This is a genomic window from Tabrizicola thermarum, from assembly GCF_003574395.1.
Lineage (GTDB): Bacteria > Pseudomonadota > Alphaproteobacteria > Rhodobacterales > Rhodobacteraceae > Tabrizicola > Tabrizicola thermarum.
Genome location: NZ_QMJY01000078.1, coordinates 56,847 through 76,560 on the forward strand (window position 1 = coordinate 56,847; position 19,714 = coordinate 76,560).

A 19,714-nucleotide genomic window follows, 5' to 3' on the forward strand; every position below is an offset into this window, starting at 1 on the left:
TCACGCTATTCCCGTGCGAAAATCCCGTGCTATAGGCCCATTATGGCCGGTCCCCGCCGGGGCTTGTCACGGCATTCATTGGCCCGGGTGCCGACGCATTTGAACCGCCACATGTCGCTTGTGGCAAAGGGAGCTTGCAGGATGAACCACGGTCGCGTGAACCCCACCCAGACACTTGAACACCACGGCATCACGGGTGCGGCGGTCGCCCACTACAACTATGTCGAGGCGGCTCTGGTCGAGGCGGCGGTCAAGCGGGGCGAGGGTCGTCTGGGCCGCGGCGGGGCGTTCCTGTGCTCCACCGGCCAGTTCACCGGCCGCTCGCCGAAGGACAAGTTCGTCGTCCGCACGGCCACGACCGAAAGCACGATCTGGTGGGACAACAACGCCGCGATGACGCCGGACGCCTACGCACGCCTCAAGGCCGACATGCTGGCGCATGTGCAGGGGCGTGAGCTTTTCGTGCAGGACCTCTACGCCGGGGCCGACCCGATCCACCGGCTTGACGTCCGCGTGGTGACAGAGCTCGCCTGGCACAGCCTCTTCATCCGCCATCTCCTCCGCCGCCCCGAGCGTTCGGAACTGGACGGCTTCACCCCCGAATGGACGGTCATCAACCTGCCCAGCTTCAAGGCCGACCCCGCGCGCCACGGCACCCGCACGGAAACCGCCATCGTGCTGAACTTCGACGAAAAGACGGTGCTGATCGCCAACACCGCCTATGCGGGCGAAAACAAGAAGGCGGTGTTCACCGTCCTCAACTACCTTCTGCCGGAAAAGGGCGTGATGGCAATGCATTGCAGCGCCAACCACGCCATCGGCAACCCGGTCGACGCGGCCGTTTTCTTCGGCCTCTCGGGCACCGGCAAGACCACGCTTTCGGCCAGCCCCGACCGCACGCTGATCGGCGATGACGAACACGGCTGGTCCGACCGCGGCATCTTCAACTTCGAGGGCGGCTGCTACGCCAAGACCATCGACCTGTCCCCCGAGGCCGAGCCCGAGATCTACGCCACCACCCACCGTTTCGGCACCGTGGTGGAAAACATGGTCTACGATCCCGAAACGCTGGAACTGGACTTTTCCAACCGCAGCCTCACCGAAAACACCCGCTGCGCCTATCCGCTCGAAGCGATTTCGAACGCCAGCGCCACCGGCCTCGGCGGCCATCCCCGCCATGTGGTGATGCTGACCTGCGATGCCTTCGGCGTGTTGCCCCCCATCGCGCGGCTGTCCCCGGCGCAGGCGATGTACCACTTCCTCTCCGGCTTCACCTCCAAGGCCGCCGGGACCGAACGCGGCATCACCGAACCGCAGCCCACCTTCTCCACCTGCTTCGGCGCCCCCTTCATGCCGCGCCGGCCCGAGGTCTACGGCAAGCTCCTGCAAGCCAAGATCGCCAAGCACGGCGCCTCCTGCTGGCTGGTGAACACCGGCTGGACCGGCGGGGCCTACGGCACGGGCCGCCGGATGCCGATCAAGGCGACGCGGGCGCTGCTGGCCGCTGCGCTGGATGGCTCGCTTGGCGCGGCGACGTTCCGCAAGGATCCGACCTTCGGTTTCGAGGTTCCCGTCGAAGTCCCCGGCGTCGATGCCGCCCTTCTCGACCCGCGACGCACCTGGGCCGATCCGGCCGCCTATGACGCGCAGGCGGCGAAACTGGTGGCCATGTTCCAGAAGAACTTCGCCCAGTATGTGCCCTTCATCGACGCCGACGTGAAGGCCGCCGCCATCGGCTGACCGCCCCCTCGTCGCGCGCCTTCTGCTTCTTCTCGCTGAACCCCGGCGAGCGGAAGCGAAGTGCGCGACGAACCGTCACCCAAGCGCCAGCCGCACCATGTTCAGCCCCGTCACGACCAGCAGCGCCTGCGTCCAGCGCCGGAACCGCGCCTGGTCCAGCCGGTCCTGCACCCAATAGCCCGCATACAGCCCCACCAGCGCCGGAACCGACAGCGCGGCCGAAAACCCCAGGCTCGCGCCATTCGCCACCCCGGTCCCCAGATGCGAGACCAAGAGCGCCACCGCTCCGATCAGGAACACCACCCCCTGCGCCCGGATCATCGTCAGCTTGTCCGCCCCCGTGGACAGCAGAAGCACCAGAAGCGGCGGCCCCCAGATCCCCGACACGCCGCCATACAGCCCGCCGATCACCCCCAGCCCCCACTCTGCCCACACCCGGTTGCGCACCGGGATCGCCAGGCTTCGCCCGGCCAGTTGCAGCGCCGCGAAGGCCGAGATCGGCACCCCCAGCATCAGCAGGTACAGCCAGCGCGGGATCGCCTCGGCGAAAGGTGCGGAAACCGCGATGAACACCACCGTCGCCAGCAGGAAACGCCGATAGGTCCGCGCCGTCTCGACCGCGGGACCCACGCCTTGCCGAAACGCTTGGCTAAGGTTCGTGGCCAGCGTCGGCAGGATCAGCCCGGCCAGCGCCAGGTGCTGCGGCAGGAACACCGCGAAGGCCGATACCAGGATCATCGGCATCGCAAAGCCCACCGCGCCCTTCACGAAGCCCGCGAACAGCGTCACCGCCAGCGCCGCCGCGAAGGCCTGACCGGACAGCCCGCCAGAGACCAGATCGAACATGACTTGCCCTTTCCCTCCCCTTGTGGCGCAATCAGGCGTGCCGGGAAAGCGCCAACAGGGTGACGTCGAATGCTCCGCGGACTGATCCTTGCCCTGACGGTCGCTCTGCCGCTGCGGGCAGAGCCCGCCCCGCCGCAGGCCGCCTCCGAGGTGGCCTACCTCAAGCTCGGCATCTTCTGCGCCCTGCAAGCGATGGACCAGCGCCCCGCCCCCGGCACCTTGTCGGGCTGGATCCACGTCCCCGACGGCCCGATCGACTTTCACTGGCCCGATGCCCGGGTCGTCCCCGCCGTCCTTGGCCTGGCTTTCGGGGTCAAGTCGCGGATGGTCCCCGGCGTCTTCGCCTCGGGCGAGATGCGGGTGTATCGGCCCGGCGCCACCACCCCCGAAACCTGGGACACCACCTTCTCGGACACTGGCGAGCAGTTCGGTTTCTTCCGCTTTGACCGCGAGGACGAACTCCTGCCCGGCCTCTGGCGGTTCGAGGCCTGGGAGGGCGAGACCCGGCTTTACTCTGCCGAGTTCGAGGTTGTCCCCGCCGCCGCCCTGCCCGAAATCGCCCAAGCCTGCGGCGCGACCTCTTGACATCGCCTGCGACATTTTAAGTCCTGTGCTGCGCCAGTATTGAAATCTTGTTGCGCTGCCGCTGCGAAGGCGCTACCTCTTCGCAGGTGCAGAATCTCGCCGGAGCCGCCCCATGCCTGACGGACAAGTCATGACCCAGACCCCGATCCTTGCCGACCTCCAGGCGCTGACCAGGGCCGCCCTGCCCGAGGTAGAGGCGCTGTTCGCTCAGGCGCGCGACAGGTTGAAGGCGCAGGTCACGGTGGGCGGCAAGCTGTCCGGCGCCGCGCTTGAGGCGCAGCAGTTCCAGGCCCATGCGCTGGCCTGGCTGGCGACCTATCTCGAATCGCTGCGCCAGCTGGACGCCTGGGCCGGTCGCCTGTCCTCTGCCGGCCGGTTCGGCCCGATGGAACAGCTGATCCTGCAGATCGGCTTCGGCGAATATCTGTCCCAGATCGCCGGCGGCCTGCCGATGAGCCAGGGCGAGATCGCCCGCCTGTCCGACCTTGGCCAGAGCTGGACCCCCGGACCCGAAGCCGCCCGCCTCATCGCCCACGGCAACACCGCCCCGTCGCGCGAGGCGCTTGTGGCCCTGATGCGGGACAACCACGGCCGCGCCACCTTTGGCGCCACCGGCCTCGATGAAGAGCTGGAGATGATCCGCGACCAGTTCCGCCGCTACTCGGACGAAAAGGTCATCCCCCGCGCCCATGACTGGCACCTGAAGGACGAACTGATCCCGATGGAGATCATCGCCGAGCTGGCCGAGCTTGGCGTCTTCGGCCTGACCATCCCCGAGGAATACGGTGGCCTCGGCCTCTCCAAGGCGTCGATGGTCGTCGTGTCCGAAGAACTCTCGCGCGGCTATATCGGCGTGGGCAGCCTTGGCACCCGCACCGAGATCGCCGCCGAACTGATCCTCTGCGGCGGCACCGAAGAGCAGAAGCAGAAATGGCTTCCCGGCCTCGCCTCCGGTGAAATCCTGCCCACCGCCGTCTTCACCGAACCGAACACCGGCTCCGACCTCGGCAGCCTTCGCACCCGTGCCCGCCGCAAGGGCGAGGACTGGGAGATCACCGGCAACAAGACCTGGATCACCCACGCCGCCCGCACCCATGTGATGACCGTCCTCGCCCGAAGCGTCGAGGGCACCACCGACTATCGCGGCCTGTCGATGTTCCTGGCCGAAAAGACCCCCGGCACCGACGAGACCCCCTTCGTCGATCCCGGACTCTCGGGCGGCGAGATCGAGGTGCTGGGCTATCGCGGCATGAAGGAATACACCGTCAACTTCGACGGCTTTGCCGTGAAGGGCGAGAACCTGCTCGGCGGCGTCGAGGGCCAGGGCTTCAAGCAACTGATGCAGACGTTTGAGTCCGCCCGCATCCAGACCGGCGCGCGGGCCATCGGCGTCGCCCAGTCCGCGCTGGAAACGGGGATGCAGTACGCGCTCGACCGCCAGCAGTTCGGCAAGCCGCTGATCGCCTTCCCGCGCATCTCGGGCAAGCTGGCGATGATGGCCGTCGAGATCATGATCGCCCGTCAGCTGACCTACTTCTCCGCCTGGCAGAAGGACCACGGGCACCGCTGCGACCTCGAGGCCGGGATGGCCAAGCTGCTGGGCGCGCGCGTCGCCTGGGCGGCGGCCGACAACGCGTTGCAGATCCACGGCGGCAACGGCTTTGCGCTGGAATACCGCATCAGCCGCATCCTCTGCGACGCGCGCATCCTGAACATCTTCGAAGGCGCGGCCGAGATCCAAGCCACCGTGATCGCGCGCCGGCTGTTGGAGTGAATTTCTTGCCTTGACCTTGCCAGCCTGCGACACTGTCCCATGTCGGGGCGTGTCGACACCGTAAAGACCAGGGCAGGCAATGGCAGAAACTGTGCTTCTTACCGGGGTTTCCGGCTTCATTGCCAAGCATATCGCGCTGAAGCTTCTGAACGCCGGATACGACGTCCGCGGCACCCTGCGCCGCCCGGACCGGGCGGATGAGGTCCGCGCGGCGCTTGTCCCCTATCTGACCGAACACGCGGGCGAACTGACCTTCGCCCAGACCGACCTCGAATCCGACGCGGGCTGGGCCGAGGCAATGGCCGGGGTCTCCGCCCTCGTCCACACCGCCTCGCCCTTTCCCATTGCCCAGCCCAAGGACCCCGCCGTCCTGATCCGACCGGCTGTCGAAGGCACCGAACGCGTTCTGAAGGCCGCCGCCGCCGCCGGGGTCACGCGCGTCGTCCTCACCTCCTCGACCGTCGCCGTCCTCAACGAATCCAAGCCCGACACGCTTCAGGACGAGGCCGACTGGTGCGACACGCACCTGCCCACGACCACGCCCTACGCCAAGTCCAAGACCCTCGCCGAACGCGCCGCGTGGGAGATCGCCAAGGCCCGGGGTCTCAGGCTGACGACGATCAACCCCGGCCTCGTCCTCGGACCGCCGCTCGATGAACATTACGGCTCCTCGCTGGGCCTCGTCGAACGCTTGCTCAAGGGCAAGGACCCGATGCTGCCCGCCCTGGGCTTTCCCATCGTCGATGTCCGCGACGTGGCCGAGATGCATCTCCGCGCCCTCCAGCGCCCCGAGACGGAGGGTCGCCGCTACATCGCCGCCGCCGGCTCGATGGCCTTCGTGGACATGGCCCGCACGCTCAAGGCCGCCTACCCGACCCGCCGCATCCCGACCCGCGAAGCCCCGCAGTTCATCGTCCGCGCCCTGGCGCTGTTCGATCCCACGATCAAGTCGATCCTGCCCAAGCTCGGCCACCTCGAACGCGTGTCCAATGCCCGCGCCGTCAGCGAAATGGGGATGGAGTTCATTGCCCCCAAGGCCGCGCTGCTGGCCTCGGCCGACTGGCTGGTCAAGCACGGCAAGGTCCGCGCCTAGGCGACCGCCCCGCCGCGTGACGGCCGCTGCACACCCAGTCGCGGATGCAACCGCCCGGCCACGGCCCAGGACGCCACCAGCCCTGCCCCCGCCGCCACAAAGATCGCGGGCAGCGGCGCCACCCACAGGACCAGCCAGGCCGCCCCGGGCGTCAGGATCGAGGACACGTCGCGGAAGCTGGAATAGACCGCCGACATCTCGGTCCGCTCGCTGGGCTTGACCGACATCAGGAAGGGCAATCCCCCCACCACGTCCAGCGTGACCAGAAAGATGGACGCCGCCATGACCAGCGCCACCGTGGCCCAGGGCAGGAAGGACAACAGCCCCGCCGCCACGAACAGCGCACCGCAGGCCCCGAAGGCAAGGCGGACCGACCGACGCACCGACAGCCGACGCGCCAGCCGGTTCAGCGCGGGTGCCGCGAACAGCGAGGCGTTGGTGATCGACAGGGCGATGCCGCCGATCTTGTCCCCCAGTCCCGCCTCTATGCAGAAGATCGGCAGGTAGACCACATAGACCCACCAGCCGCAGGACCGCATCACCGCGAACATCCAGCCCGCGATCAGCCGGGGCTGGCTGAAGAACCGCCCCAGATAGCCCAACGGGTTCACCGCCGGCCGCTTGGCCCGCGCGATCTGCTTGCCGTTGCCCAGCCGCAGAACCCAGAAACTGACCAGAAGGATGCAGGCGAAGGTGCCCGAGGCGAGGAACGGCAGCGCATGGCCCTGATGGTAAAGCCAGACCCCCGCCATCGGCCCCACCGCCCAGGGAGCCGCCGCATAGACCATCTGCGTCGACTGGCTTTTCCCCAGGTTCGCCCGGTCCACATAGTCCAGCACATAGGCGTTCAGGCAGACGAAGATCGTCACCGTCGCCATCGCATTGCAGATCAGCGCCATCGGCACGGACCACACGGTCCCGATCGCTCCCAGCGTATTGCCCACCAGATACAGGCACACACCCCCGGTATAGGTCCAGCGCCGCGGGATCTTCCGCGCCGCCCAGGGCACCATCAGCCCCCAGACCAGCGCCACCACACCCGACAGGAAGAACGCAACCGAAGTCGCCTGCGCATCGCCCAGGGCGTCATAGACCACCAGCGGCATGGTCGAGATCAGCATCCCCCGGATCGACGCGTCCAACCCGGAAAGCAGGGCGAAATGCTCGATCCTGGGCGTGGGGCTGTGACGCAGCGCCAGCGGAATGTAACGGTAGGCCATGCCACCACTTGGACGGCCACCCCCTCGGTCCGTCTGTCACAAACCCGACATCTTCCGTCGCATCACGCCAGACGCGTCAGAAGGTCGACCAGGCGCGACCGGGCCTCGGGCAGCGGCCGGTCGTGCAGCACCGGGCGCAACTCGCGGTCCAGAAAGAACCCTGTCAGCCGCAGCCCGGCCACCACCGCCTCGGGCGACAGGGGGCCGCTTCCCGCCAGCCCCTCGGGCAAGGGAAGCAGCCGATCCGCCCACTCTCCCGCCCCGCTTTCCGTCACCGCGCGCCCCGATTTCGGGCTGACATAGGCCAACCCCTCGGTCGCCCCCGTGACCGCACAGGCGGCAAGGTCGAGGCCGAAGCCGATCTCCTCCAGAAGGCACAGCTCCCAGCGCACATAGTCCGCCGTCCAGCCCTCCTGCCCCAGCCTGTCCATCAGCACGCGCGTCCGCTGCCACAGCGCCGGATGCGGCGCGCGCTCGGGCAGCGCCTCGTGCAACAACGTACAGACCGCCAGCAACCCCGCCAGCGCCAGCCGGTCCCCCAACAGATGCGCGCGGCTCTGCAAGGGCTCCACGGTGAAGCTGCCGATATGGTCGTCCAGCCGCGCCCGCCACTCCAGCACCAGCCCCGTCCCCGGCTGCAACACCGCCGCCATCCGGCGCGAGGCCCCCCCGCGCACCACGCCCATGTGCCGACCATGCCCCGCCGTCATCACCTCGATGATCGCCGAGCTTTCCCCATGCGGCCGCATGGACAGAAGGATGCCTTCGTCGCGCCAGTCCATGGCCGGACTATCCGGCGACAACGCCCGGTCCGCAACTCAATCCGACAGCCCGTCCTCGTCCAGCAGCGTCCGCCCCTGCCGGTCCTCCAGCTCGATCACCCAGAGGTCCGGGTCCCTCCCCTTCGTCCGGGCGACCAGCGCATCCACCTCCGCCTCCGGCCCCTCGGCCAGCACGATCCAGGCCCGCGCCCCGGTCATCAGGTCCGACCGCCGCTCATAGGCCCGCGCGGTCCCGTCCAGAAGCGCCACCTTGACCACCACCGCCCCCGCCGTCGGATCCCCCTTCGCGGTGACATAGGCCGGAATGTCGGCCAACCGCAGCCGCGTGAGGTAAGCCGAGACCCAGACTCCGCTCGCCAACCGCGCGCTCATGCAACTTGCCCTTTTCGCAAATACTCCCGCCGGAGGCGCCAACGCGTCCCCCCGTGCCGCCGCGTCAGGAGAGTCGCAAATTCCTTCGAAGGAATTTGCAAAAGTCTTCGAAGACTTTTGCTCCCCTCACGCATCGCCGTCCTTGAAATCCAACCCCATCTCGGAATAGCGCTCCGGCTCGTCCAGCCAGTTCGGCCGCACCTTGACCTGCAGGAACAGGTGCACCGTCCGCCCCAGGAACTCGGAAATCTCCGCCCGTGCTGCCTGGCCGATGGATTTGATCGTCTCGCCCTTGTTGCCCAGGACGATCCCCTTGTGCCCGTCCCGCGCGACATAGACCACCTGGTCGATCCGGGTCGTCCCGTCGGGTTTGTCCTCCCATTTCTCGGTCTCGACCGTCAGCTGATAGGGCAGCTCCTCATGCAGCCGCAGCGTCAGCTTCTCGCGCGTGATCTCGGCCGCGATCATCCGCATCGGCAGGTCGGCGATCTGGTCCTCGGGGTAGAACCACGGACCCTCGGGCAAGGTGGCCCCCAGCCAGTCCTTCAGGTCCTCGACGCCGTAGCCGCGTTCCGCACTGATCATGAAAGTCTTCGCAAACGGAAATGCTTGGTTCGCCTCCTCGGCCAGCGCCAGCAGCGTCTCGGCCTTCACCCGGTCGATCTTGTTGATCGCCAGCGCCACCGGCTTGCCCTTCGGCATCTCGTCGCGCAGCCGCTCGATGATCGCCCGTGCCCCTTCGGTCAACCCGCGATGCGCCTCGATCAGAAGGACGATCACATCGGCATCCGAAGCCCCGCCCCAGGCCGCCTTGACCATGGATCGGTCCAGCCGCCGCCGGGGCCGGAAGATGCCGGGAGTGTCGACAAAGACGATCTGCGCCTCGCCCGCCATCGCGATTCCCCGGATCCGCGCCCGCGTCGTCTGCACCTTGTGCGTGACGATACTGACCTTCGCCCCGACCATCCGGTTCAGAAGCGTGGACTTGCCGGCGTTCGGCTCTCCGATCAGGGCAACGAAGCCCGCGCGTGTGGTCATGTGGTGGCAACCCTTTCCTCAGGCTCTCCCCATAGGCGAAAGCCGGGAAAAAGGCCAGTTGGCAATCGACGCAGCCCGAAAACCTCGTCGGGCAGGTCGTGCGCGCGTCGCTGCCGCACAGCGGGAAGAGCACGACGAGCGGGCCGTCTAGCCCTCCCGCTCCAGCCGATCCAGAAGCGCCCTGGCCGCCGCCTGTTCCGCCACCCGTTTCGAGCCCGCCGTGGCCTCGGCCGTCTCGCCGCTGGCAAGCCGCACCCGCACCGTGAACTTCGGCGCGTGGTCGGGGCCGGACCGGCCTGCTTCCTCATAGGCCGGGGGCACCATCCCCCGCCCCTGAGCCCATTCCTGCAAACTGGTCTTGGCATCCCGCGCGTCGGGCTCCACCGCCGCGATGCGGGCGCCCCACAGCCGCAGGACCAGCGCCTTCGCCGCCTCGAAGCCCGCGTCCTGGTAGACGGCGGCGATCACCGCCTCCATCGCATCGCCCAGCAAAGCCTCTTTCCGCCGTCCGCCCGTCAGCATCTCTGACCGGCCCAGCTTCAGCACATCGCCCAGGCCCACCTCGCGCGCCACGTCCGCGCAGGTCTCCTTGCGCACCAGCGCGTTGAAGCGTGGCGCGAGCTGCCCCTCCCGCGCGCCCTCGTCGGCGGCAAGCAGCGCCTCGGCCATCACCAGCCCCAGCACCCGGTCGCCCAGAAACTCCAGCCGCTGGTTGTCGGGCCGCGTGGCCGTGCCGATGGACGCATGCGTCACCGCGCGCAGCAACAGGTCGGGCTTGCGGAACCGGTGCCCCAGCCGGTCCTGAAAGGCCAGAAGGTCCGCCGACAGCCTCACGCGCGCCCCGTCAATCGCCCGGCCTCACTCGCCCAGCCTCACTCGATCGCCTTGAAGAAACGGTCGGCCCGCCACGTCCAGACATAGAACAGGCTGGTCCCCGCCGAAGAGAAGATCACCCGATCCGCCCGACCGATCAGATACTTCGCGGGCAGCATCCCGACCCCGCCCACCGCCTGCGCGAACCGGCTGTCGGTGGAGTTGTCGCGGTTGTCGCCCATCACGAAGTAATGGCCCGGCGGAACGGTGAACACATCCGTGTTGTCGCCCGGCCCCCGGGCATCGATGTTCAGGATGTGGTGCTGACGCCCCCCCGGCAGCGTCTCGATGAAGCGGGATTTCTGGCAGATGCCGCCATCGCCGACCGCCCCGTTCTCGCAGCGCGGACGGTTGCGCATCGGGCCCTGCGGCTCGAACACCTCCTCGAAGACCCCGTCGGGCACCTGCGGCGCGGCGGTGCCGTTGATGTAGAGCACACCCTCCTTCATCTGGATCGTGTCACCCGGCAGCCCGATCAGCCGCTTGATGTAATCCGTCCCCGCCGTGGGATGACGGAACACCACCACATCGCCGCGTTCCGGCTCGGACCCCAGGAAGCGGTCCTCGAAGGGGCAGAGGCTGATCGTGGTGAACGGGATCTCGCAGGAATAACGCGAATAGCCGTAGGCCATCTTGTTGACGAACAGGAAGTCGCCGATCAAGAGCGTGTCCTTCATCGACTCCGAGGGGATCCAGAACGGCTGGAAGAACACCGACCGGAAGCCGATGGCGATCACCAGGGCCCAGAAGACCGTCTTGATCGTCTCGACGATGCCGCCATCGCCCTTGTCCCTGCTTGCCATTCTCTGTCCTGCCTCATCCGGTTTGCCGCTTCTTGCGCGCAAGCGCGGGGCGAAGTCAAGGCAACCGGCCGTGACCGCGCGGTCGGGACGCAAGGGCCGGGGCCTGGCCTACCCCCTGTCCGCAACCGGCCTTGCCTCGATCACCACGAAAGCCTGCGCCCAGGGGTGGTCGTCGGTCAGGGAGACATGGATCACCGCCTCATGGCCCGCGGGCGTCATGGCGCGCAGCCGGTCCGCCGCCCAGCCCGTGACATGCATCACCGGCTGGCCCGAACGCAGGTTGGTGACCGCCATGTCGCGCCACGAGATCCCCATGCGCAGCCCCGTCCCCAGCGCCTTGGAGCAGGCCTCCTTCGCCGCCCAGCGTTTCGCATAGGTCGCCGCCACCGCCCGCGCCCGGCTTTCGGCCTTCTTCTGCTCGGCCTCGGTGAAGACCCGGTCCCTGAAACGATCGCCATGGCGGGCCAGCACCGCCTCGATCCGCTCGATGTTGCACAGATCGCTGCCGATCCCCAGGATCATCAGATGATCCCGCGCGCCAGATCCATCCTGCGGCGCATCTCCTCGATCGCGGGGCCCAGGCCGCGGAAGATCGCCTCGCCCACCAGGAAATGCCCGATGTTCAGCTCCATCAGCTCCGGGATCGCGGCGATGGGTTCCACGTTTTCATAGGTCAGCCCATGCCCGGCATGGACCTCCAGCCCCAGACTTGCGGCGAACTCGGCCCCCGACCGCAGCGCGGCAAGCTCCCGCTCGGCCAGCGCGGTTTCGCCATCGGCCAGAAGGTCCGAGTATAGCCCCGTATGCAGCTCCACCACCGCCGCGCCGATGCGCGCGCTCGCCTCGATCTGGCGGGGGTCGTGGCTGATGAACATCGACACCCGGCAACCGGCTTCGCGCAGCGGCGCGATGAAATCGGCCAGCCGGCTCTGGTCGCCGGCCACGTCGAGGCCGCCCTCGGTCGTGCGCTCTTCGCGCTTTTCGGGGACCAGGCAGACGGCATGGGGCCGGTGGCGCAATACGATGGCCTGCATTTCCGCCGTCGCGGCACATTCGAAATTCAGCGGCACCGTCAAGGCCGCCATCAGCGCGTCGATGTCGGCGTCGCGGATGTGGCGGCGATCCTCGCGCAGATGCGCGGTGATCCCGTCCGCTCCCGCCGTCTCGGCCAGGAGCGCCGCGCGCAGCGGGTCAGGCCAGGCCGCGCCGCGCGCATTCCGCACCGTGGCGACATGGTCGATGTTCACACCAAGTCGCAGCTTGCCCGGCATTTGCATTGGATGGGTCATCTCTGCCTTCCCGCTTTTTCCGAAAGTCTAGGGCGCCCCAAGGCTGTCGTCATCACCATCGTCGCCCTTTTCGCTGCGGCGTTTCAGCTTTGCCGCCGCCTCGGCCAGCTTGGCGCGCATCTTCGTGCGCCGCTCGGCCCGCTCGTGCGCGGTGGCGGCACGGGCCTTCTGATAGGCTTCGACCAGGGGGATGGTGATGTAATAGGCGATGGCGCTGATGACGATGGCCGGGCCAAGCGCGCCGATGAACCAGGGCAGGTAGATCTCGTTCCAGAACTGGATCAGCCCGTCCCACTGCGCCTTCTCCGGCCCGAACAGGGCCATGAAGTTGAACCACAGGTCATGGCCCGCGTTTTCCAGCGCGCTCCAGATGTACTTGAAGTTCAAAGGCGCCTCGATCCCGAGGATCCAGTGGCCCAGCCAGACCGAAAAGACCGTGAAGGGCGGCGTGGTCAGCGGGTTGGTGTTGAAGGTGCCCAGCAGGGCCGCCAGCACATTGCCGCGCATCAGCCGGGCCATGCCCCAGGCCGCCAGGAACTGCATCCCCGGCAGGGGCAGGAAGCCGATGAAGAAGCCGGCAAAGACCCCGCGCGCCACCCGGTGCGGCTGGTCGGGCAGGCGCCGCATGCGGTAGATCACATAGCGCGTCGCGCGCTTGAAGCCCGATTTCGGATAGACCTGCTCGCGCAGCCATTCGCCCCAACCGACCGGATCCCTGCGCTTGAAAACCAACTGACTGCCTCTTCGACCCGATTAAGCCCGTTCTGCTGTCCTATGGCCGCCGTGTCAAATCCCGATGACGCGATATCTGCGCCACGTCGGTTTCGGCTTCCAGTGCGGTCATGACCATGTGCAGATGCTCAACATCCCGCAGGTCCACGTCAACAATGAGGCGATAGAAGTCCGGTTTCCGGTCGGTAAAGCGCAGGTCGCTGATATTGGCCTTCTGCTCGCCGATCAGCGTGCAGATGCGCCCCAGGACGCCCGCGTCGTTCGAAATCGTCATGTCCAGGCTGACCGTGAACACCGGCTTGTGACGGCCAGAATGCCAGTGCAGATCGACCCAGCGCGAGGTCTGGTCCTCGAACTCTTCCAGCGCGGGGCAGTCGATGGCATGGACCACCACGCCCTGCCCCCGGTAGGTGATTCCCACGATCCGCTCTCCCGGCACCGGCTGGCAGCAGTTCGCCCGCCGGAAGGCCTGATCCGCGGTCAGCCCGGCGACCGGGCGGCCGGAGTCCACTTCTTCCGCCACCGCCTGCGCCAGTTCGGGATACAGCGTCTCCACCACCCGCCGCGCCGGCAGTTCGGCCGACCCGACCCGTGCCAGAAGGTCGTTCTCGTCGGCCAGCCCCAGCATCTTGGCCGCCGTGCGCAGGGCCTTGTCGGTTGCCTTCTTGCCGACATGGTCGAAGGCCGCCCGCGCCAGCTCCTGACCCAGCTTGACGAACCGCCCCCGGTCCTCCTCGCGCAGGCTGCGCCGGATCGCCGCCTTCGCCCGGCCCGTGGTCACGATGTCGATCCACGACGCCTGCGGCCGCTGCCCTTCCGCCGTGATGATCTCGACCGACTGGCCGTTCTTCAGCCGCGTCCACAGGGGCACCCGGATGCCGTCGATCTTGGCCGAGACGCAGGAATTGCCGATCCGCGTATGGATCGCATAGGCGAAATCCAGCGGAGTCGCCCCGCGCGGCAACTGGATCACGTCGCCCTTCGGCGTGAAGCAGAAGACCTGGTCGGAATACATCTCCAGCTTGACGTGCTCCAGGAACTCGTCCGTGTCGCCCTCGTCCAGCCGTTCCGTCAGCGCCGCGATCCACTTGGCCGGGTCCACCGCGAAGGGGTTCACCGCCCGCACGCCCTCGCGGTAGGACCAGTGCGCCGCAACGCCTGCCTCGGCCACCTCGTGCATCTCGCGCGTGCGGATCTGCACCTCGACCCGCTTGCCGTCGCGGCCGCTGACCGTGGTGTGGATCGACCGATAGCCGTTGTTCTTCGGCTGGCTGATGTAATCCTTGAACCGCCCCGGCACCGCGCGCCAGCGCTGGTGGATCACGCCCAGAATCCGGTAGCAATCCGCGACCGAGGAACAGATCACCCGGAACCCGTAGATGTCGGACAGCCGGCTGAAGGCCAGGTCCTTCTCCTGCATCTTGCGCCAGATGCTGTAGGGCTTCTTCGCGCGGCCGAACACGTCGGCCTCGATCCGCGCCTTCTCCAGCTCGTGCCGGATGTCGCCGCTGATCTGGTGGACCACATCGCCGGTCTCGCGCTGCAAGGTCAGGAAGCGGCGCATGATCGAATTGCGCGCCTCGGGGTTCAGGACCTTGAAGGACAGATCCTCCAGCTCCTCGCGCATCCACTGCATCCCCATCCGGCCCGCCAGCGGAGCGAAGATCTCCATCGTCTCGCGCGCCTTCTGGGCCTGCTTCTCCGGGCTCATCGACTTGATCGTCCGCATGTTGTGCAGACGGTCGGCCAGTTTCACCAGGATGACCCGCAGGTCGCGGGACATCGCCATGAACAGCTTGCGGAAGTTCTCGGCCTGCTGGCTTTCGGTGCTGGACAGTTGCAGGTTCGTCAGCTTGGTCACGCCGTCGACCAGCTCGGCCACTTCCTCGCCGAACTGGGCCGCAAGATCGGCATAGGTCGACCGCGTGTCCTCGATCGTGTCGTGCAGCAGGGCGGTGACGATCGTCGCATCATCCAGCCGCTGCTCGGTCAGGATCGCCGCCACCGCGACGGGATGGGTGAAATAGGGCTCGCCCGATTTGCGGAACTGGCCCTCATGCATCTTCAGGCCATAGGCATAGGCCCGGCGGATCAGGTCGGCATTGCACCGCGGGTTGTAGTTGCGGACCAGGGCGATGAGGTCTTCGACGTCGATCATCACCGCCCCTTCGCGGGGAAACCCCCGTCAGAACTCGCCCTGGGCTTCCATCAGCGCGCGCAGCAGCTTTTCTTCCGACATGTCGTCGGCCATCGGACGATCGATCTCGCCACCCATGAGCAGCGCCATCTGATCCTCTTCCGGCTCGTCGACCTCGATCTGGGTCTGATAGCTTTCGATCATCCGCTCGCGCAGAACCTCGGCCGAAATCGCCTCTTCCGCGATCTCGCGCAGCGCGACGACCGGGTTCTTGTCGTTGTCGCGATCCACCAGGACGGGCGAGCCCGCAGCGATCTCGCGCGCCCGGTGGGCGGCCAGCATCACCAGCTCGAACCGGTTCGGGACCTTGTCAACGCAATCTTCGACCGTCACGCGGGCCATGGGGATACTCCAATCGGCAAACTTCGCTGGAAGACGCCTCTTTATGCCGCCCGGACAGGCTTGACAAGCGGCAAATCGGCCAAATTCAGGGGGTTTGATCCTGCAAGGCGATCACAACGGCTTCACCGCCGCGACATCCGCGGCAGGCAGGGCCGCCAGCATCGCGGCGACGGTCTGCCCGGTGCGCGGATGCACCCAGTCCGGCGCCACCTCCGCCAGGGGCACCAGCACGAAGGCCCGATCCTGTAGCCGCGGATGCGGCAGGATCAGGCGATCCGGGGCACTTCCGATCTGGCGGTCCGGCGACAGATTGCGCCATTCGTCCTGCGCATCCCCATCCGGCAGGACCGAATCGCCCAGGGCCAGAAGGTCGATGTCCAGCGTCCGCATGCCCCAGCGGGTGTCGCGCCTGCGGCCGAACCGCTCTTCGACCCGGTGCAGCACAGCCAGAATTGCCGTTGCGTCACTTTCCGCATCGACCGTCAGCATCGCCGCGGCATTCACATAGTCCGGCCCGGCGCCCGCCGGAAAGCAGGGCGTCGCGAAGAATCGGCTAACCGCAAGAAGCGAAAGGCCTTCTTCGGAAAGCGCTTTGAGAGCGCGCGCCAAAGTCGTCTCCGGGGGATCGCCCCGGAATGGCAGGTTTGCGCCGAGTGCAACCAGTGCGTGCATGGAGTTCACCATCGCCGGGATTATTTTCCTATACTTCACTTGTCGGAAACCTCGTCCGACTGCTATTCACAAGGGGTTAGCCGCGCGAAATTCCATTTTGGCCGTGCACAAGACACGACACATTGCTTCCGCGGCGACATTGAGGGGACCTTTACATGTTTTACAAGGACGAACGGCTAGCGCTGTTCATTGATGGTTCGAACCTTTACGCGGCCGCCAAGGCGCTTGGTTTCGACATCGACTACAAGCTGTTGCGGATGGAGTTCATGCGTCGGGGCAAACTGCTCCGCGCCTTCTACTACACCGCACTGCTGGAAAACGACGACTACTCGCCGATCCGGCCGCTGGTGGACTGGCTGCACTACAACGGCTTCACCATGCGCACGAAACCGGCGAAGGAATACACCGACAGCCAGGGTCGCCGGAAGGTGAAGGGCAACATGGACATCGAACTGTGCGTCGATGCCATGGAGCTTGCGGCGCGCGTCGATCATGTGGTGCTCTTCTCCGGCGACGGCGACTTCCGTCCGCTGGTGGAAAGCCTGCAACGTCAGGGGGTTCGGGTGTCGGTGGTGTCCACCATCCGCAGCCAGCCGCCGATGATCGCGGACGAACTCCGCCGCCAGGCCGACAACTTCATCGAGCTGGACGAGCTGCGCGAAGTCATCGGCCGCCCGCCGCGCGAACCGCGCCCGGTGGTCGGCGAAGAGGTCGCGGTCGAGGCGAAGTGAGGTCCGGGATCACCGGGGTGGCTGGGGAGCGCCTCGTGATCGCGGCATGATCGCGCTGTCAGGCCTGTTCGTCGCGGCCTTTCTGGCCGCGACGCCGGTTCCGTTTCAGTCGGAAGTGGTGTTCCTCGGCCTTCAGGCTGCGGGATCAGAGACGTTCTGGCTGGTCGTTGTCGCCTCTGTCGGCAACACGCTCGGGTCCTGCGTGACCTATGGCCTTGGCCGCTGGCTCTCGGACCAGCGCGACCACCGCTGGTTTCCCTTGAAGCCCGCCCGGATGGCGCGGGCCGAAGGCTGGTGGGCGCGCTGGGGCCTGTGGCTGCTGCTGCTCAGCTGGGCGCCGTTCGGCGACATGATCGTGGCCCTGTCCGGGGTGCTGCGCGTGCCGTTTGCGGTGTTCCTCCTCCTCGTCGCCATCGCCAAGACCGGCCGCTATATCGCGCTGGGTTGGCTCGGGGCCGCAGCCTTCGGCGCCTGACCACACCGCTCGACGGCCCCCTTCGGGCCTCCTCGCTCGGGTCCCACCCGACGAGGAGACGAAGTCGAACGAGGAGGCGGACGAGAAGGCGTAGAAGTTAACCGATCCCTAACGCCCACAGCCAACCCCTTGAAATCCCTCACCCCGCAAATCGCGCCGCGCGCGGCGCTGGACGCGGCTGCCTTCACCCCCTAAACCTGTGCCCGACCCCTGCCGGAACCCGCCCCATGCCCGACCTGCCCCCCCTCACCCTCTCCCTCGCCGCCCCCCGCGGCTTTTGCGCCGGGGTGGACCGGGCGATCAAGATCGTCGAGATGGCCCTGCAGAAATGGGGCGCCCCCGTCTACGTCCGGCACGAGATCGTCCACAACAGGTTTGTGGTCGACGCCCTGAAGGCGAAAGGCGCGATCTTCGTCGAGGACCTGGCAGACTGCCCCACCGACCGCCCCGTGGTCTTCTCCGCTCACGGCGTCCCCAAATCCGTCCCCGCCGAGGCCGCCGCCCGGAACATGATCGCGGTGGACGCGACCTGCCCCCTCGTCACCAAGGTCCACAACGAAGCCGCCCGCCACCACGAGGCCGGGACCCAGATGATCTACATCGGCCACGCCGGCCACCCCGAGACCATCGGCACCATGGGCCAGCTCCCACCGGGCGAGGTCCTGCTGGTCGAGACCGTCGAGGACGTGGCGAAGCTCACGGTCCGCGACCCTGCGAAACTCGCCTTCATCACCCAGACCACCCTCTCGGTCGACGACACCGCCGAGATCGCCGCCGCCCTGAAGGCACGCTTCCCGCTCATCCACGCCCCCGCCCACGACGACATCTGCTACGCCACCACCAACCGCCAGGCCGCCGTCAAGGCGATGGCGCCGAAGATCGACGCTCTCCTCGTGATCGGCGCCCCCAATTCCTCGAACTCCCGACGCCTGGTCGAGGTCGGCACCGCCGCCGGCTGCCCCTATTCCATGCTGATCCAGCGCGCCGCCGACATCGACTGGCGCGCCCTCCAAGGCGCCCGTGCCATCGGCCTGACCGCCGGGGCCAGCGCGCCCGAGGTCCTTGTCACCGAAGTCATCGACGCCTTCCGCGCCCGCTACGATGTTACCCTCGATCTGGTGGAGACCGCCGTCGAGGACATCGAATTCAAGGTCCCCCGCATCCTGCGCGAGCCTGTCTGATGTTGCGTCGCCTCGCCCTCTTTCTCGCCCTGAGCCTGCCCGTCCAAGCCGACGAACTCGCCCCGGTCCTCGTCAACTATTGGACCAACAACGGCAGCCTTCCCCCGGAATATGCCTGGGAGACCAGCATCCTGATCCGCGAGGACGGGCAGCTGGAGCTGAAGCACTGCAAGGGATATGAGACGGAAGGCCCGGCCTGCAAACTGCGCCGCGCCAAGGTTCCCGAGGCCGCGCTGGACGCGATCCGGACGGCAGCCAGGGAAAGCGGCCTGGTCGCAAGGCCCGCCCGTGAGACGGATACCCCGATTGTCGGCGGGGGGCTGGCCTGGGGGCGCGTGACCCTTGCCGAGGGCACGGTCGACCTTCCCTCCCAGCCCCGCGACGCCGATGTCGAGCGTGTCGGCAAGGTCCTGGCCGCCATCGCCGCCGCGATCCCGCCACGCTTCAACCGTTTCACCGACCCGGACTGACTGGCCTTGCGCCGCACCTCAGGCTAGATCAGCGCCATGACCGACGACACCCGCATTCCCCGTCCCGCCCTCTTGCTCGGCCTTGCCGGGCTGATCCCGTTCCTCTGGTCGGCCGCCACGCACCTGTCCCCGGCCCTGTCGGGCATGGCCGGGCAATGGCTTTCCCCGATGTTCCTGGGCGCCTATGTCGGGCTGACCTACGGCACCGTCATCCTCGCCTTCATGTCCGGCGTCCTCTGGGGCTTTGCGACCAGGGCCGAAGGTCGTGAGGCGACCCTGGCCTACACGCTCTCGGTCATCCCCGCGCTCTGGGCATTCTTCATGGTGACCGACGCCTCCGACAGCTCGAGGATCTTCCTCGCGGCGGGCTTCGTCGGTCTCCTTCTGCTCGACGCGATGTTTTCCGCCTGGGGCCTTGCCCCGCGCTGGTGGCTGCGCCTCAGGGTCATGCTGACCGTGGTGGTCCTGGCCTGCCTCGCCATCCCCTTGCAGGCCTGAG

Annotated in this window: 22 protein-coding genes; 9 read left to right on the forward strand and 13 right to left on the reverse strand. The window is 67.3% G+C overall.

Features of this window, described 5'->3' with window-relative positions; translation table 11 throughout:
* Positions 1-141: 141 nt before the first annotated feature.
* Entirely contained in the window at positions 142-1,740 is a 1,599-nt protein-coding gene (locus D5084_RS12505) for a phosphoenolpyruvate carboxykinase (protein WP_128515827.1), read from the forward strand.
* Positions 1,741-1,815: 75 nt separating this feature from the next.
* Here D5084_RS12505 and D5084_RS12510 read toward each other — a convergent pair whose 3' ends face one another.
* Complete coding sequence (locus tag D5084_RS12510) at positions 1,816-2,586, reverse strand: sulfite exporter TauE/SafE family protein (protein ID WP_128515828.1); 771 nt, start codon at positions 2,584-2,586, stop codon at positions 1,816-1,818.
* A gap of 69 nt (positions 2,587-2,655) precedes the next feature.
* Between D5084_RS12510 and D5084_RS12515 the strand changes: the two genes are divergently transcribed.
* From D5084_RS12515 to D5084_RS12525, 3 genes are all read left to right on the forward strand, one after another.
* Complete coding sequence (locus D5084_RS12515; protein WP_128515829.1) at positions 2,656-3,171, forward strand: DUF3859 domain-containing protein; 516 nt, start codon at positions 2,656-2,658, stop codon at positions 3,169-3,171.
* A gap of 112 nt (positions 3,172-3,283) precedes the next feature.
* Complete coding sequence (locus D5084_RS12520) at positions 3,284-4,945, forward strand: acyl-CoA dehydrogenase family protein (protein ID WP_128515830.1); 1,662 nt, start codon at positions 3,284-3,286, stop codon at positions 4,943-4,945.
* A gap of 79 nt (positions 4,946-5,024) precedes the next feature.
* Entirely contained in the window at positions 5,025-6,038 is a 1,014-nt protein-coding gene (locus tag D5084_RS12525; protein WP_128515831.1) for an SDR family oxidoreductase, read from the forward strand.
* Here the strand turns inward: D5084_RS12525 and D5084_RS12530 are convergent.
* From D5084_RS12530 to folK, 12 genes are all read right to left on the reverse strand, one after another.
* Positions 6,035-7,258: an MFS transporter gene (locus tag D5084_RS12530; RefSeq protein WP_128515832.1), complete on the reverse strand. Its 1,224-nt coding sequence runs from the start codon at positions 7,256-7,258 to the stop codon at positions 6,035-6,037. The two genes, D5084_RS12525 and D5084_RS12530, sit on opposite strands and share 4 nt — an antisense overlap.
* A gap of 62 nt (positions 7,259-7,320) precedes the next feature.
* Complete coding sequence (recO, locus tag D5084_RS12535) at positions 7,321-8,040, reverse strand: DNA repair protein RecO (RefSeq protein WP_128515833.1); 720 nt, start codon at positions 8,038-8,040, stop codon at positions 7,321-7,323.
* Between the two features lie 36 nt (positions 8,041-8,076).
* Entirely contained in the window at positions 8,077-8,412 is a 336-nt protein-coding gene (locus D5084_RS12540; RefSeq protein ID WP_128515834.1) for a DUF1491 family protein, read from the reverse strand.
* 126 nt (positions 8,413-8,538) lie between these two features.
* Entirely contained in the window at positions 8,539-9,450 is a 912-nt protein-coding gene (gene era, locus D5084_RS12545) for a GTPase Era (RefSeq protein WP_128515835.1), read from the reverse strand.
* A 147-nt stretch (positions 9,451-9,597) separates the two neighbouring features.
* The gene (rnc, locus tag D5084_RS12550) at positions 9,598-10,284 is read right to left on the reverse strand and encodes a ribonuclease III (RefSeq protein ID WP_128515836.1); all 687 of its coding nucleotides are present in this window, start codon (positions 10,282-10,284) and stop codon (positions 9,598-9,600) included.
* A 38-nt stretch (positions 10,285-10,322) separates the two neighbouring features.
* Positions 10,323-11,126 (reverse strand): signal peptidase I, encoded by an 804-nt coding sequence (gene lepB, locus D5084_RS12555; RefSeq protein ID WP_128515837.1) that lies wholly within the window; start codon positions 11,124-11,126, stop codon positions 10,323-10,325.
* A 108-nt stretch (positions 11,127-11,234) separates the two neighbouring features.
* Positions 11,235-11,648 (reverse strand): holo-ACP synthase, encoded by a 414-nt coding sequence (gene acpS, locus D5084_RS12560; protein ID WP_128515838.1) that lies wholly within the window; start codon positions 11,646-11,648, stop codon positions 11,235-11,237.
* Positions 11,648-12,403: a pyridoxine 5'-phosphate synthase gene (locus D5084_RS12565; protein ID WP_128515893.1), complete on the reverse strand. Its 756-nt coding sequence runs from the start codon at positions 12,401-12,403 to the stop codon at positions 11,648-11,650. Before D5084_RS12565 ends, acpS begins: the two co-directional genes overlap by 1 nt.
* 39 nt (positions 12,404-12,442) lie before the next feature.
* Complete coding sequence (locus D5084_RS12570) at positions 12,443-13,147, reverse strand: DUF2062 domain-containing protein (RefSeq protein ID WP_128515839.1); 705 nt, start codon at positions 13,145-13,147, stop codon at positions 12,443-12,445.
* Positions 13,148-13,187: 40 nt separating this feature from the next.
* Positions 13,188-15,305: a RelA/SpoT family protein gene (locus D5084_RS12575; RefSeq protein WP_128515840.1), complete on the reverse strand. Its 2,118-nt coding sequence runs from the start codon at positions 15,303-15,305 to the stop codon at positions 13,188-13,190.
* A gap of 27 nt (positions 15,306-15,332) precedes the next feature.
* Positions 15,333-15,686, reverse strand: a complete 354-nt coding sequence (gene rpoZ / locus D5084_RS12580) for a DNA-directed RNA polymerase subunit omega (RefSeq protein ID WP_128515841.1) — start codon at positions 15,684-15,686, stop codon at positions 15,333-15,335.
* 111 nt (positions 15,687-15,797) lie between these two features.
* The gene (gene folK, locus D5084_RS12585) at positions 15,798-16,358 is read right to left on the reverse strand and encodes a 2-amino-4-hydroxy-6-hydroxymethyldihydropteridine diphosphokinase (protein ID WP_238382638.1); all 561 of its coding nucleotides are present in this window, start codon (positions 16,356-16,358) and stop codon (positions 15,798-15,800) included.
* Positions 16,359-16,513: 155 nt separating this feature from the next.
* Between folK and D5084_RS12590 the strand changes: the two genes are divergently transcribed.
* From D5084_RS12590 to D5084_RS12610, 5 genes are all read left to right on the forward strand, one after another.
* On the forward strand, positions 16,514-17,089 hold the full coding sequence (locus D5084_RS12590) for a LabA-like NYN domain-containing protein (protein ID WP_128515843.1): 576 nt from the start codon (positions 16,514-16,516) through the stop codon (positions 17,087-17,089).
* A gap of 46 nt (positions 17,090-17,135) precedes the next feature.
* A complete protein-coding gene (locus D5084_RS12595) occupies positions 17,136-17,564 on the forward strand; it encodes a YqaA family protein (protein WP_128515844.1) in 429 nt (142 codons plus the stop codon).
* Between the two features lie 227 nt (positions 17,565-17,791).
* Entirely contained in the window at positions 17,792-18,745 is a 954-nt protein-coding gene (gene ispH / locus D5084_RS12600; protein ID WP_128515845.1) for a 4-hydroxy-3-methylbut-2-enyl diphosphate reductase, read from the forward strand.
* A complete protein-coding gene (locus D5084_RS12605) occupies positions 18,745-19,215 on the forward strand; it encodes a hypothetical protein (protein WP_128515846.1) in 471 nt (156 codons plus the stop codon). The genes ispH and D5084_RS12605 overlap by 1 nt, the downstream gene beginning before the upstream one ends.
* 36 nt (positions 19,216-19,251) lie before the next feature.
* A complete protein-coding gene (locus D5084_RS12610) occupies positions 19,252-19,713 on the forward strand; it encodes a DUF3429 domain-containing protein (protein WP_128515847.1) in 462 nt (153 codons plus the stop codon).
* Position 19,714 lies beyond the last annotated feature (1 nt).

Excerpts from the sequence above, each read along its gene's own strand:
- D5084_RS12575 (WP_128515840.1), bottom strand. The coding sequence starts at position 15,305 with ATGATCGACGTCGAAGACCTCATCGCCCTGGTCCGCAACTACAACCCG.
- rpoZ (WP_128515841.1), bottom strand. The coding sequence starts at position 15,686 with ATGGCCCGCGTGACGGTCGAAGATTGCGTTGACAAGGTCCCGAACCGG.
- era (WP_128515835.1), bottom strand. The coding sequence starts at position 9,450 with ATGACCACACGCGCGGGCTTCGTTGCCCTGATCGGAGAGCCGAACGCC.
- recO (WP_128515833.1), bottom strand. The coding sequence starts at position 8,040 with ATGGACTGGCGCGACGAAGGCATCCTTCTGTCCATGCGGCCGCATGGG.
- D5084_RS12595 (WP_128515844.1), top strand. The coding sequence starts at position 17,136 with ATGATCGCGCTGTCAGGCCTGTTCGTCGCGGCCTTTCTGGCCGCGACG.
- folK (WP_238382638.1), bottom strand. The coding sequence starts at position 16,358 with ATGCACGCACTGGTTGCACTCGGCGCAAACCTGCCATTCCGGGGCGAT.
- D5084_RS12520 (WP_128515830.1), top strand. The coding sequence starts at position 3,284 with ATGCCTGACGGACAAGTCATGACCCAGACCCCGATCCTTGCCGACCTC.
- lepB (WP_128515837.1), bottom strand. The coding sequence starts at position 11,126 with ATGGCAAGCAGGGACAAGGGCGATGGCGGCATCGTCGAGACGATCAAG.
- D5084_RS12530 (WP_128515832.1), bottom strand. The coding sequence starts at position 7,258 with ATGGCCTACCGTTACATTCCGCTGGCGCTGCGTCACAGCCCCACGCCC.
- D5084_RS12610 (WP_128515847.1), top strand. The coding sequence starts at position 19,252 with ATGACCGACGACACCCGCATTCCCCGTCCCGCCCTCTTGCTCGGCCTT.
- D5084_RS12510 (WP_128515828.1), bottom strand. The coding sequence starts at position 2,586 with ATGTTCGATCTGGTCTCTGGCGGGCTGTCCGGTCAGGCCTTCGCGGCG.
- D5084_RS12605 (WP_128515846.1), top strand. The coding sequence starts at position 18,745 with ATGTTGCGTCGCCTCGCCCTCTTTCTCGCCCTGAGCCTGCCCGTCCAA.
- ispH (WP_128515845.1), top strand. The coding sequence starts at position 17,792 with ATGCCCGACCTGCCCCCCCTCACCCTCTCCCTCGCCGCCCCCCGCGGC.
- D5084_RS12515 (WP_128515829.1), top strand. The coding sequence starts at position 2,656 with ATGCTCCGCGGACTGATCCTTGCCCTGACGGTCGCTCTGCCGCTGCGG.
- D5084_RS12540 (WP_128515834.1), bottom strand. The coding sequence starts at position 8,412 with ATGAGCGCGCGGTTGGCGAGCGGAGTCTGGGTCTCGGCTTACCTCACG.
- acpS (WP_128515838.1), bottom strand. The coding sequence starts at position 11,648 with ATGATCCTGGGGATCGGCAGCGATCTGTGCAACATCGAGCGGATCGAG.
- D5084_RS12525 (WP_128515831.1), top strand. The coding sequence starts at position 5,025 with ATGGCAGAAACTGTGCTTCTTACCGGGGTTTCCGGCTTCATTGCCAAG.
- D5084_RS12505 (WP_128515827.1), top strand. The coding sequence starts at position 142 with ATGAACCACGGTCGCGTGAACCCCACCCAGACACTTGAACACCACGGC.
- D5084_RS12565 (WP_128515893.1), bottom strand. The coding sequence starts at position 12,403 with ATGCAAATGCCGGGCAAGCTGCGACTTGGTGTGAACATCGACCATGTC.
- D5084_RS12590 (WP_128515843.1), top strand. The coding sequence starts at position 16,514 with ATGTTTTACAAGGACGAACGGCTAGCGCTGTTCATTGATGGTTCGAAC.